This window comes from Mycolicibacterium sichuanense, assembly GCF_033741125.1.
In the GTDB taxonomy this organism is placed as follows: domain Bacteria; phylum Actinomycetota; class Actinomycetes; order Mycobacteriales; family Mycobacteriaceae; genus Mycobacterium.
The window spans coordinates 613,904-625,889 of sequence record NZ_JAWQPU010000002.1 but is presented as its reverse complement, the minus strand read 5'-3'; the positions used below and the strand labels follow the sequence as shown (position 1 = coordinate 625,889).

Here is an 11,986-nt window from a genome sequence, read left to right as displayed (position 1 = left end):
GGTCATCCCGCCGGGGCGGGAGCCGGGGTCTCCGCGGCCGGAGGTGACCCTGCGGGCGCCTCGCCCGCAGGCGGCGCGGCGGCCGCGGCGAGGACGAACGGAACCGGCGCGGAACGCAGATTCCCCAGCTGAACGACCAGGTTGTAGGTGCCAGGCCCAATGGGCTGACGCGGAAGCGGGCAGTTGGCGGCGGAGCCCATCCCGGTCCAGGTGACCTCGGTGGTCACCTGCTCGCCCGGGTTGAACGTCTTGACCAGCGTCTCGTTGGACGGTGCGCAGTCCAGATTGGACCAGAGCCGGTTGTTGTCCAGCCCGTAGACGTAGGCCGCCAGCACTGCGGCACCGACGTCGCGCTTGCACGCGACCAGCCCGATGTTGGTGACGACCATGGTGAACTTCGGCTGATCACCGACCACGTAGTCCGGCTGACTGGTGATGCCCTTGACCGCCAGGGTGGAGTCGGGGCAGTCGTCGCCCTCCTTCAACACCGGCGGCGGCGCGACTGCCTGCACCGGTGTGGGAGTCGGCGTGGGCGTCTGCGAGGCGGGAGGCAGGATCGGCGTCTTGACCTGAGGGTTCTCCCCCGGCAGCGCCGACGGCGGGGCGGCGCTGGCCGTCGAGGCCGGCGCGGCGTTGGTCGCGTCACTGCCCGTGCTGTTGCTTGCCACCACGATGACCACGACGATCACGATGACCAGGACGAGCGCTGCGACCCCGAGCGCAAGGAACCGCCTGCGCCGGTAGATCTCCGGCGGCAGGGGTCCATGCGGTTCTGTCTCTAGCACAACTCCACGGTAAGGCGAGGCCACGTCATGTCGTCCGACCCCGCTCGGCGTGTCGCCGGTTAGCTCACGCCGATGTCGCCGACGTGCTCGCGGAGCACCGCCCGGCCGTCGGCGAGGTGGTAGGTCACACCGGCGATCGCCAGCGCACCCGACTCGATGGCGTCGGAGACGGCCTTGGACCGGCTGACGAGCTGCTTGGCGGTCTCGGTGACGTGCCGCGCCTCGAACTCGTCCACCCGGGTGAGGCCCTCGTTGCGGCCGAGCAGGATCGACGGCGTCACGCGTTCGACGATGTCGAGCACGTACCCGCCGGGGACTTCGCCGTCCTCGAGCGCCGAGAGCGTCGCCTTGACGGCGCCGCAGCTGTCGTGGCCGAGCACGACGATCAGCGGCACCTTGAGCACCGTCACCGCGTACTCGATGGAGCCCAGCACCGCCGAATCCAGCACGTGGCCGGCGGTGCGCACCACGAACATGTCGCCGAGGCCCTGATCGAAGATGATCTCGGCCGCTACTCGGCTGTCTGCACAACCGAACACCACGGCCGTCGGCTTTTGCTCCTTGGCCAAGCTGGCGCGGTGCTCGATGCTCTGACTGGGGTGCTCGGGCGTACCGGCAACGAATCGATCGTTACCCTCGCTGAGTGCCTTCCATGCGGTTATCGGGCTCGTGTTTGGCATGGCCTCATTCTGCCTGGAGATTGGCTCGATGATCGAACTGGGCGAACTGCTCATGTGGTATTCACGAGAACAGCGCGATCTGCCGTGGCGGCGGCCAGGGGTCTCGGCCTGGCAGATCATGGTCAGCGAATTCATGCTGCAGCAGACCCCCGTCGCCAGGGTCGAACCGATCTGGCGTGACTGGGTGGCCCGCTGGCCGACCCCCTCGGCGACCGCGGCGGCCAGCGCAGCCGACGTACTGCGCGCCTGGGGCAAGCTCGGTTACCCGCGCCGGGCCAAGCGGCTACACGAGTGCGCCACGGTGATCGCGGCCCAACACGGCGACGTGGTGCCCTCCGAGGTCGACGCGTTGCTCGCCCTGCCCGGCGTCGGCACCTACACCGCGCGGGCCATCGCGTGCTTCGCCTATGGCAAGCGCGTTCCCGTCGTCGACACCAACGTGCGACGCGTCGTGGCCAGGGTGGTGCACGGCCGGGCGGACTCGCCGGCCAGCGTCCGGGATCTGGCCGACGTCGAGGCAATCCTTCCGAACGACGAACGGGCACCTCGGGTTTCGATCGCGCTGATGGAGCTCGGCGCCACCGTGTGCACGGCGCGCTCGCCGCACTGCGGGGTGTGTCCGCTGAGCACGTGCGCGTGGCGCGCGGCCGGTCATCCGCCGTCGGCCGAACCGGCCCGCCGCGTGCAGAAGTACGCGGGCACCGACCGACAGGTGCGCGGGCGACTCCTGGACGTGTTGCGCGCCAGCGACGCTCCGGTGGATCGGGCCCGGCTGGACCTGGCGTGGTCGACGGACACCGCGCAGCGAGACCGCGCACTCGGTTCGCTGCTGACCGACGGGCTCGTCGAGCAGACCGCCGACGGCCGGTTCGCCCTGGCCGGCGAGGGGGGCGAAGGTGGCGGCGAATGACGGGCCGCGAACCCGTCGGTGAACTAGCCTGAGACGGTGGCCGTACCCGTCTCACGGGCTCCTCGGACGCGCTATGCCTCCCGCGGGGACCTGGACATCGCGTATCAGGTGATCGGTGACGGCCCCGTCGACCTGATCGTGATGCCAGGGCCGTTCATCCCGATCGACTCGATCGACGCCGAGCCATCCATGTACCGGTTCTACCGGCGACTGTCCTCGTTCTGCCGCGTCATCCGCTTCGACCACCGCGGCATGGGCATGTCCTCACGCATCGGCGCCGACAAGATCACCCCGTCCTGCTGGGCAGAGGACGCGATCACCGTGCTGGACGCGGTGGGCTGCGAGCGCGCCATGATCCTGGGTTCGGGTTTCACCGCCATGAGCTCGCTGATCCTGGCCGGCGACCATCCGGAACGGGTGGCCGGCCTGATCCTGCTGAACGCCAGCGCCCGCGTGCTGTGGGCACCCGACTACGAACCGGGCGCTCAGCCCAGCGGCGCCGACGCCTTCACCACCGTGGCGATGGAACCCGACGCCGTCGAACGCGGGGTCGACGTGCTCGCGGCGGTCGCCCCCTCGGTGTCCGACGATCTGGCCTTCCGGGCCTGGTGGGATGCGGCGGGCAACCGGGCCGCCTCGCCGAGCATGGCGCGCCGGTCCAATCAGGCCCTCATCGCCGGCGACGCGCGCGCCAAGCTCGCGCTCATCGCCGCGCCCACCCTGGTGATCCACCGCGTCGACGCCACCTTCGTCGGGGTTGGCCACGGCCGGTACCTCGGCCAGCACATCGCGGGCGCGCGCTACGTCGAGCTCGCCGGCGCGGACACCCTCTACTGGGTCGGTGACACCACGCCAGTGCTCGCCGAGATCGAGGAGTTCGTCACGGGCAGGCGCGCGGGCGCCGACTTCGAACGGGTGCTCACGACGATCGTCTTCACCGACATCGTCGGATCCACGGAGAGGGCCGCAACCGTCGGCGACGACCGCTGGCGCGACCTGCTCGACGGCCACGACGCCGTCGTGCGCCGCGAGCTGCTCCGGTTCGGGGGTCGCGAAGTCAACACCGCCGGTGACGGTTTCGTCGCGACATTCCGCAGTCCCAGCGTCGCCCTCGACTGCGCCGAGGCGATCGTCGACGCCGTGCGCACCCTGGGCCTGGAGGTCCGCGTCGGCATCCACGCCGGCGAGGTCGAGATGCGCGGGCAGGACCTCGCGGGGATGGCGGTGCACATCGGCGCCCGCGTCGCGGCGCTGGCCGCCCCCGGCGAGGTGCTGGTGTCCTCGACGGTGCGCGAGATCGTGACCGGCTCGCACCGGCGCTTCACCGACCGCGGCGAGCACCGGCTCAAGGGCGTGCCCGGCAGCTGGTGCCTCTACGCTCCCTGAGCACTAGACCGACCTATGCCGTTGCTGCACAAGCGGATTCGTCACCACCGAAGCGGCGTCGATAGTCCGAGGGCGTGACGCCGACGACCCGGCGGAAATGGTGCCGAAGCAGGGTGGCGGTGCCGAAGCCTGCCTTGTCGGCCACCCTGTCGATGTCCAGGTCGGTCTCCTCGAGCAGCCGCCTGGCGTACAACACCCGTTGATCGGTGACCCACTGCATGGGCGTGCGGCCGGTCTCGTCGACGAACCTGCGGGCGAACGTACGTGCCGACATGCTGGCGCGCTTGGCGAGCGAGGCAACGGTGTGCGGCTCGTGCAGGTTGCCCAGAATCCAATCCAGATGCGGCGCAAAGCCGTCCGAGCACCGCACCGGAATCGGCTGATCGATGTACTGACGCTGGCCACCGTCGCGCTGCGGCGGGACCACCATGCGACGGGCGATGACGTTGGTGACCTCGCTGCCCAGCTCGCGCCGAACCAGGTGCAGACAGGCATCGATCCCCGCGGCGGTGCCCGCACTGGTGATCAGATTGCCGTCGTCGACGAACAGCACGTTGCGATCGACCTCGGCGGTGGGGTACCTGGCCGCCAGCGCGTCGGCGTGCATCCAGTGCGTGGTGCACTTGCGCCCGTCGAGCAGCCCGGCGGCGCCGACGACGAAGGCGCCGGAGCAGACCGTCAGGATGATCGATCCCGACGCGGCGGCGGCCCGCACCGCGTCCAGCACCTCCTGCGGATAGTCGTCCCGGTGAAAGGCGGGAATGGCCACCAGGTCGGCGCCGACCAGCGCGTCCAGGCCGCAGTCGGGCGTCAGATGCGCCCCGACCGACATCCGCAGTGGCACGCCCGATTCCGGCCCGCAAATCTTGAAGTCGAAGTTCGGTACGCCGTCGGCGCTGCGATCGATGCCGAACACCTCGCAGATGACGCCGAATTCGAATGGCGTCACCCCGTCGAGCACCAGCGCGGACACCGTCTCAAGCATGGCAGTATCTTAACGCATGGCGGCAGTGCTGCCACTGTTGGCGGAATATCGCACATCGAACAATTACTGCCATGAACGTGTTGCTCGCCTTCCTGGTCCTGTCGGCCCCCTTCGTCCTCTCCGCCCTGCTCAGCTGGGCCAGCCACCGCAACGACGCAACTCGCCGCGCCCTCTTGCGGGAATTCGGCAACCCCGACTACTACCGAGTGCTGCACGATGTCGAGGCGGTGCGGACCAGGTTCGAGCGGGAGCCCTCCTGGCCCGTCTCAGGTGCCATGGACGAACGTCGTTAAGAACGACTCGACCGCAGCGCGATATTCCTCGGGGGCATCATCGTGCACCAGATGACCGGCGCCTGGTACCTCCAGATACGTTGCGCTCAGCCCGGTTTCCCGCATCCGTCGCATCTGGCCGGGTGGGGTGACGGAGTTGCCAGCCTCGATCAGCAACACGGGCGCCCGCACCGCCCGCCATTGTTGCCAGTAGTCCCTGGTCCCCCACTGCGCCGCGATCTCGACCCAGCGCTGCGGCGATCCGTGCAGCCGCCAACCGGTGGCAGTCCGATCGAACGCCTCGAGGAAGTATCTCCCGGCCACCGGGCCGAACGCGTCGAGAACCTCTTGCCGAGAACCGAACTCGACCGGCAGCGCGTGCACCCACGGTTCCCACGGACCCGTCGTGCGGCCGCGGAAGTCCGGCGCCATGTCCTCGACCACTACGGCCCGAACCAGCTCTGGCCGGGCGGCCGCCAGGCACCAGGAGTGCAGACCGCCCATCGAGTGCCCCACCAGGATGACGGGGCGCGCCAGCTCGGCGAGCGCGTCGGTCAGATCCGCGACGAAGGTCTCGGTACCGGCGGGACGCGGGTCGGCGACGTCACGGCCGCGGTGCCACGGCGCGTCGTAGGTGTACACCTCGCCCCACTCGGCCAGCCACGGAATCTGCCGCGACCACGTGGTGCCGCGCCCCATCAACCCGTGCACCAGGACGATCGGAGTTCCCGTCCCTGCTCGTCGCGTCAGCAGTGAGGTGCCCATGCCCGACATCCTGACAGGACCGACCACACCAGATAACGAACCGGTAACCTTGGCTCCATGTCCGTGGTGAAGATCAACGCGATCGAAGTTCCGTCCGACGCCGGCCCAGAGTTGGAGAAGCGCTTCGCGAACCGCGCCCACGCCGTCGACGGCCAGCCCGGCTTCCTGGGCTTTCAGCTGCTGCGGCCGGTCAAGGGCGAGGATCGCTACTTCGTGGTGACCCAGTGGGAGTCCGAGGAGGCCTTCCAGGCCTGGGCCAACGGTCCCGCCGTCGAGGCGCACGCCGGTCAGCGCGCCAAGCCGGTCGCCACCGGCGCATCGCTGCTCGAGTTCGAGGTCGTGCTGGACGTTCAGCGGACCGGAGCGTAGCGACGTGGAGATTCGCACCGTTGCGGAGACCGGCTCTCGGGCATAGCCGGGTGGCTCGACGTGCGACTGCGATGGCAGTCTCGCTGACGCTCGTCGCCACCCTGGCTAGCGGATGCGCCCACACCGGCACGGCCCCTGCGGAGGCCGCGTACGGCACTCACATCAACACCAACACTCCCCAGGGTCTGCGCGCCAAGCAGACGGTGGACATGCTGAACTCCGACTGGCCCATCGGGACCGCCAGCGTGTCGACGCTCGCCGCACCCAAGCAGGTCGACGACGTCGCGTTCACCATGGACCGGATGTGGTGGGACCGGCCCTTCACGGTCACCGGGATCGACGTCGGCGCCGGGTCGGCGACGCTGCACCTGCTGACGTCCTACGGCGTCGGCCAGGACATCGAGTTGCGCACCGACGACGTCGGGCTGGTCGACCGATTCGAGGTGACGCTGCGCAAGCCCCAGATCACCCGGTGGTCCGACATCGACGCCGAGTTGATCAAGTCCGGTGCGCGCTACTCCTATCAGGTGTCCAAGGTGACCGACGGCAAGTGCACGTCGGTGGCCGGCAGCAACGTCGACGATTCGCTGCCGCTGGCCTCGATCTTCAAGCTCTACGTCCTGCTGGCGCTCGCGGATGCGATCAACGCCGGCACCGTCGGGTGGGACGACCAGCTGACCATCACCAAGGAGGCCAAGGCCGTCGGCTCGGCGGGCTTCGACCACCTGCAGCCGGGGTCCCGGGTGTCGGTGAGAGATGCTGCGCAGCAGATGATCTCGGCCAGCGACAACATGGCCACCGACCTACTCATGGCCCGGCTGGGGCCAGGCGCCGTCGAGCGTGCCCTCGTCCACGCCGGCCATCACGACCCGGCGAGCATGACGCCGTTCCCCAACACCCACGAGCTGTTCTCGGTGGGCTGGGGCAAGCCCGACCTGCGCGAGCAGTGGAAGACCGCGTCGCCGCAGGGCCGGGCGCAGCTCATCGCTCAGACCAACGCCCGGCACTACGAACCGGACCCGGAGCGCACCCACACGCCGGCGTCGCCGTACGGCGCCGAGTGGTACGGCACCGCGCAGGACATCTGCCGCGTGCACGCCACGCTGCAGTCGGTCGCCGTCGGTCCCGCCGCCCCGATCAGGGAGATCCTCGCCGCTACCCCGGGGATCGAACTCGACGAGGCGAAGTGGACCTACATCGGCGCGAAGGGCGGAAACCTGCCCGGCGACATCGGATTCAGCTGGTACGCCGTCGACCGCACCGGGCAGGCATGGGTGACGAGCTTCCAGTTGAACTGGCCGAAGTTCCGCAGTCTGACCGCGGCCAGCTGGCTGCTGTCGATCGCCCAGGGTGCGTTCCGGCTCGTCGAACCGACCTGAGTCAGCCGGTCGAACGCAGCGTCCACTGCCCGCCCCGCAGGTGCAGCACGGTGCGACTGACCGGTCCGACGTCGATGCGCCAGAACGCCTTTGGCGGTGCACCCAGGACCGCGGTGATCGCGGCGCGGACGACACCGGGATGCGTCACCGCCACCAGCCGGCCCCGGCGATCGGCAAGCGAGTCCAGCCAGCCGCGCACCCGCTCGACGAGCTCGACCACCGACTCCCCGCCGTGTGGCGCCTGGGCCGGATCGGTGAGCCAGGCCGTCAGCTCGGCGGGCCCCACGCCGCCGAGCACGCTGCCGCGCCAGGCTCCGCAGTTCAGATCTGCCAGCAGCGGCTCGATCTCGGCACGCAGGCCGAGTAGCTCGGCGGTCTGGCGGGTGCGGGTCTCCGGCGCACAGAGCGCAGCATCGACCACGCCCAGATCGATCGTCGCGTCGACCTGGCGCTGGCCGAGTGCGTTCAGCGGTTCGTCCCTGGCGAATCGTCCGGCTGCCATCGCATCCGTCATGGCATGGGAGACGAGGGTCAGCCGGACGATCTCGCTCACGCGGAGGTGGTCGCCTCCGCCGGGACGCGCCTACCGTCGAGGACCTTCGCGATCGACGCCGCGAACACCAGGCCGATCGTCGTCCACATCACGACCTGCACACCCAGCGAGTACAGCCGGAATTCGTACAGGTCATCGGCGGGGAAGCCACCGAAGATGATGTTGCCCGCATCGTCGCGCAACGGTCCTGGCGTCTCGTCGATCGTCGGGAGCACCAGCATCACGATGGCGATCGCGACGAGGTAACCGGCCGCGGCAGCCAGCGTCGCGTTCCAGGCGCCCAGCCGGGTGACCAGCCGCCGACCCGCGACCGCCGCCGCGACGAACAGCGCAGCCGACAGCACCACCATCAGCAGGTACAGCAGGGTGCGCTGACGGATGGTCTCGTCGAGGCTCACCGCCGGCGGGTTGGCCGGGTACTTGAGCGCGGGAATGACGTAGAGGCTCAGCAACATCGAGCCGGCGACGAGTACCGAGAGCACGCGGGCGGACACGTTGCCCACCCGGCCGTAGGCCACCGCGAAGACGACGGCGAACAATGCGCCCATCGCGATGCTGAACCCCAGTACGCCAAAGCCCATGCCGACGTTGGCCTGGATCCCGCGGGTGAACAGCTCGACGCCGTGCTCGTGGCCGCCGTGCCCGGTCGCCTCGTGGGCCGCACCGACCCCGTCCTCGTAGCCGATGGCCCGCTCGATGACGGGCTCGACGAAGATGCGCGCCGTACCGAAGGCGAGCACCCCAGCGAGGGCGCCGGCCAAGAGGCCGCGCCCGATGATTTGCCTTTCCATTGGGCGACTTGCTCCCTGCGCGTTCAGTGGCAGGGGAAGCCGAGGAGGTGGCGGGCGTCGTGCACGAATTCGTGGATGTACATGTTGTCGCCGAAGACCGACGTAGCGCCCTGGTCCATGCCGATGAAGTACAGCACCAGCAGCGCCAGGAATGCGGTGGCCGACAGCCAGACCGCTGCCTTCGTGCCGGAGAAGTCGATTGCGGGGGCCGAGAGCCGTTGAACCTTGGAAGTGGTCACGTCAGATTTCCTTTCGGGAGTACGCGTCCCGTATCACAGGTGTCGAACGTCGGGTCTGACTTTCACAGTGGCGCGACCGCTCTGGACTTTCACCAGCATTCCTTCGAACGACGATTACCCGAGCATCATAGGCACATACCGGCCCACCTGGAGGAGCTGAGGCCACCACGACGCAGAAGTGGGCGGTACCCACCGGGGTACCGCCCACTGCCGCGTGCGTCGTCGTTACTCGGTCGGGGTCGCCGTTCCCGGCGCTCCGGCCTTCGCCAGATCCGGCGTGTCGGCGTCGGCGATCGGACGCAGGGCACCGGAGAACGTGAACACCGCGTCCTCGCCAGCTCCCTCGCCGTCCCAGTTCTCGACGTCGACGGTGACGAGCTGACCGGGACCGACCTCGTCGAAGAGGATCTTCTCGCTCAAGGCGTCCTCGATCTCGCGCTGGATGGTCCGTCGCAGCGGACGGGCACCCAACACCGGGTCGAAGCCACGCTTGGCCAGCAGCGACTTCGCCTTGTCGGTCAGCTCCATGGTCATGTCCTTGGCCCTGAGCTGATTTCCGACGCGGGCGATCATCAGATCGACCATGCGGATGATCTCGTCCTGGGTCAGCTGGTGGAAGACGATGATGTCGTCGATGCGGTTGAGGAACTCCGGGCGGAAGTGCTTCTTCAGCTCGTCGTTGACCTTGAGCTTCATCCGCTCGTAGTTGTTCTCACCGCCACCCTGGGTGAAGCCGAGGCCCACCGCCTTGCTGATGTCGGACGTACCGAGGTTGGACGTGAAGATCAGCACGGTGTTCTTGAAGTCGACCGTGCGGCCCTGACCATCGGTGAGACGGCCGTCCTCGAGGACCTGCAACAGCGTGTTGTAGATCTCCTGGTGGGCCTTCTCGATCTCGTCGAACAACACGACCGAGAACGGCTTGCGGCGCACCTTCTCCGTGAGCTGGCCGCCCTCCTCGTAGCCGACGTACCCCGGAGGGGCACCGAACAGCCGCGACGCGGTGAAGCGGTCGTGGAACTCGCCCATGTCGATCTGGATGAGCGCGTCGTCGTCGCCGAACAGGAAGTTCGCCAGCGCCTTGGACAGCTCGGTCTTTCCGACGCCGGACGGGCCGGCGAAGATGAACGACCCGGAGGGACGCTTGGGATCCTTCAGCCCGGCACGGGTACGACGGATCGCCTTGGAGACCGCGCGAACCGCGTCCTCCTGGCCGATGATCCGCTTGTGCAGCTCGTCCTCCATGCGCAGCAGGCGCGTGGTCTCGGCCTCAGTGAGCTTGAACACGGGGATGCCGGTCCAGTTGCCGAGCACCTCGGCGATCTGCTCGTCGTCGACCTCCGCGACCACGTCGAGGTCACCGGAACGCCACTGCTTCTCCCGCTCGGCACGCTGAGCCACCAGGGTCTTCTCCCGGTCGCGCAGGTTGGCCGCCTTCTCGAAGTCCTGCGCGTCGATCGCGCTTTCCTTCTCCCGGCGCGCGTCGGCGATCTTCTCGTCGAACTCACGCAGGTCTGGCGGTGCGGTCATCCGGCGGATGCGCATCCGAGCCCCGGCCTCGTCGATCAGGTCGATGGCCTTGTCGGGCAAGAACCGGTCGTTGATGTACCGGTCGGCCAGCGTCGCCGCGGCCACGATGGCACCGTCGGTGATCGAGACGCGGTGGTGCGCCTCGTAGCGGTCGCGCAGACCCTTCAAGATCTCCACGGTGTGCTCGACCGACGGCTCGCCGACCTGGACGGGCTGGAACCGGCGTTCCAGCGCGGCGTCCTTCTCGATGTACTTGCGGTACTCGTCGAGCGTGGTCGCACCGATGGTCTGCAGTTCGCCGCGGGCCAGCTTCGGCTTCAGGATCGAGGCGGCGTCGATCGCGCCCTCGGCAGCACCCGCGCCGACGAGCGTGTGCAGCTCGTCGATGAACAGGATGATGTCGCCGCGGGTGTTGATCTCCTTGAGCACCTTCTTCAGGCGCTCCTCGAAGTCACCGCGGTAGCGGCTGCCGGCAACCAGGGACCCGAGGTCCAGAGTGTAGAGCTGCTTGTCCTTCAGCGTCTCGGGGACGTCGCCGTGCACGATGGCCTGCGCCAGACCCTCGACGACGGCGGTCTTGCCGACGCCGGGCTCGCCGATCAGCACCGGGTTGTTCTTGGTGCGGCGGCTCAGGACCTGCATGACCCGCTCGATTTCCTTCTCGCGGCCGATGACGGGGTCGAGCTTGCCCTCCATCGCGGCGGCGGTCAGGTTGCGGCCGAACTGGTCGAGCACCAGGGACGTCGACGGGTTGCCCGCCTCGCCACCGCGCCCGCCCGTGCCGGTCTCGGCGGTCTCCTTGCCCTGGTAGCCGGACAGCAGCTGGATGACCTGCTGGCGCACGCGCGTCAGCTCGGCGCCCAGCTTGACCAGCACCTGGGCCGCGACACCCTCACCCTCACGGATCAGGCCGAGCAGAATGTGCTCGGTGCCGATGTAGTTGTGGCCGAGCTGCAGGGCTTCACGCAGGCTCAGCTCGAGCACCTTCTTGGCGCGCGGGGTGAAGGGGATGTGCCCGGACGGCGCCTGCTGCCCCTGGCCGATGATCTCCTCGACCTGGCTGCGGACGCCCTCCAGGGAGATGCCGAGGGACTCCAGCGACTTGGCGGCGACACCTTCACCTTCGTGAATGAGGCCAAGGAGGATGTGCTCGGTGCCGATGTAGTTGTGATTCAGCATCCGGGCTTCTTCTTGAGCCAGGACGACGACGCGCCGTGCGCGGTCGGTGAACCGTTCGAACATGAGGTATTTACCTGCCCTCCGTAGATAGCGCAGCCGTGCGTACGGCGAACCGCGTTCTGCACCTGCCGTCCACTGTAGTGGTCGGTAGCCCGGGGTGCCC

General features: G+C 68.6%; 13 protein-coding genes. 5 read left to right on the top strand and 8 right to left on the bottom strand.

Annotation, left to right across the window (positions count from 1 at the left end):
- Positions 1-2: 2 nt before the first annotated feature.
- A complete protein-coding gene (locus tag SBI80_RS09870) occupies positions 3-785 on the bottom strand; it encodes a hypothetical protein (RefSeq protein WP_318974271.1) in 783 nt (260 codons plus the stop codon).
- A gap of 59 nt (positions 786-844) precedes the next feature.
- A complete protein-coding gene (locus SBI80_RS09865; protein WP_318974270.1) occupies positions 845-1,465 on the bottom strand; it encodes a carbonic anhydrase in 621 nt (206 codons plus the stop codon).
- Between the two features lie 28 nt (positions 1,466-1,493).
- Here SBI80_RS09865 and SBI80_RS09860 point away from each other — a divergent pair, with 28 nt between their 5' ends.
- Entirely contained in the window at positions 1,494-2,375 is an 882-nt protein-coding gene (locus SBI80_RS09860; RefSeq protein ID WP_318974269.1) for an iron-sulfur binding domain-containing protein, read from the top strand.
- Between the two features lie 36 nt (positions 2,376-2,411).
- Entirely contained in the window at positions 2,412-3,761 is a 1,350-nt protein-coding gene (locus tag SBI80_RS09855; protein ID WP_318974268.1) for a bifunctional lipase/adenylate cyclase LipJ, read from the top strand.
- Positions 3,762-3,774: 13 nt separating this feature from the next.
- Here SBI80_RS09855 and SBI80_RS09850 read toward each other — a convergent pair whose 3' ends face one another.
- Entirely contained in the window at positions 3,775-4,746 is a 972-nt protein-coding gene (locus SBI80_RS09850) for a helix-turn-helix domain-containing protein (RefSeq protein WP_318974267.1), read from the bottom strand.
- A 71-nt stretch (positions 4,747-4,817) separates the two neighbouring features.
- Here SBI80_RS09850 and SBI80_RS09845 point away from each other — a divergent pair, with 71 nt between their 5' ends.
- The gene (locus tag SBI80_RS09845; protein WP_318974266.1) at positions 4,818-5,039 is read left to right on the top strand and encodes a hypothetical protein; all 222 of its coding nucleotides are present in this window, start codon (positions 4,818-4,820) and stop codon (positions 5,037-5,039) included.
- Here the strand turns inward: SBI80_RS09845 and SBI80_RS09840 are convergent.
- Positions 5,013-5,783 (bottom strand): alpha/beta fold hydrolase, encoded by a 771-nt coding sequence (locus SBI80_RS09840; protein ID WP_318974265.1) that lies wholly within the window; start codon positions 5,781-5,783, stop codon positions 5,013-5,015. The two genes, SBI80_RS09845 and SBI80_RS09840, sit on opposite strands and share 27 nt — an antisense overlap.
- 57 nt (positions 5,784-5,840) lie before the next feature.
- On the opposite strand from SBI80_RS09840, the gene mhuD reads away from it, so the two are divergent.
- Positions 5,841-6,152, top strand: a complete 312-nt coding sequence (mhuD, locus tag SBI80_RS09835; RefSeq protein ID WP_318974264.1) for a mycobilin-forming heme oxygenase MhuD — start codon at positions 5,841-5,843, stop codon at positions 6,150-6,152.
- A gap of 71 nt (positions 6,153-6,223) precedes the next feature.
- Positions 6,224-7,531, top strand: coding sequence for a serine hydrolase (locus SBI80_RS09830; protein ID WP_318974263.1), 1,308 nt, complete (start codon positions 6,224-6,226; stop codon positions 7,529-7,531).
- A gap of 1 nt (position 7,532) precedes the next feature.
- Here the strand turns inward: SBI80_RS09830 and SBI80_RS09825 are convergent, their stop codons facing one another.
- The 4 genes from SBI80_RS09825 to clpC1 all read right to left on the bottom strand — a co-directional run bounded on the left by SBI80_RS09825 (position 7,533) and on the right by clpC1 (position 11,886).
- Positions 7,533-8,084: a histidine phosphatase family protein gene (locus tag SBI80_RS09825; protein WP_318974262.1), complete on the bottom strand. Its 552-nt coding sequence runs from the start codon at positions 8,082-8,084 to the stop codon at positions 7,533-7,535.
- Positions 8,081-8,875 (bottom strand): CbtA family protein, encoded by a 795-nt coding sequence (locus tag SBI80_RS09820; RefSeq protein ID WP_318974261.1) that lies wholly within the window; start codon positions 8,873-8,875, stop codon positions 8,081-8,083. Before SBI80_RS09820 ends, SBI80_RS09825 begins: the two co-directional genes overlap by 4 nt.
- A gap of 23 nt (positions 8,876-8,898) precedes the next feature.
- The gene (locus SBI80_RS09815; protein WP_318974260.1) at positions 8,899-9,114 is read right to left on the bottom strand and encodes a CbtB domain-containing protein; all 216 of its coding nucleotides are present in this window, start codon (positions 9,112-9,114) and stop codon (positions 8,899-8,901) included.
- 225 nt (positions 9,115-9,339) lie between these two features.
- Complete coding sequence (gene clpC1 / locus SBI80_RS09810) at positions 9,340-11,886, bottom strand: ATP-dependent protease ATP-binding subunit ClpC (protein WP_318974259.1); 2,547 nt, start codon at positions 11,884-11,886, stop codon at positions 9,340-9,342.
- Positions 11,887-11,986: the final 100 nt, after the last annotated feature.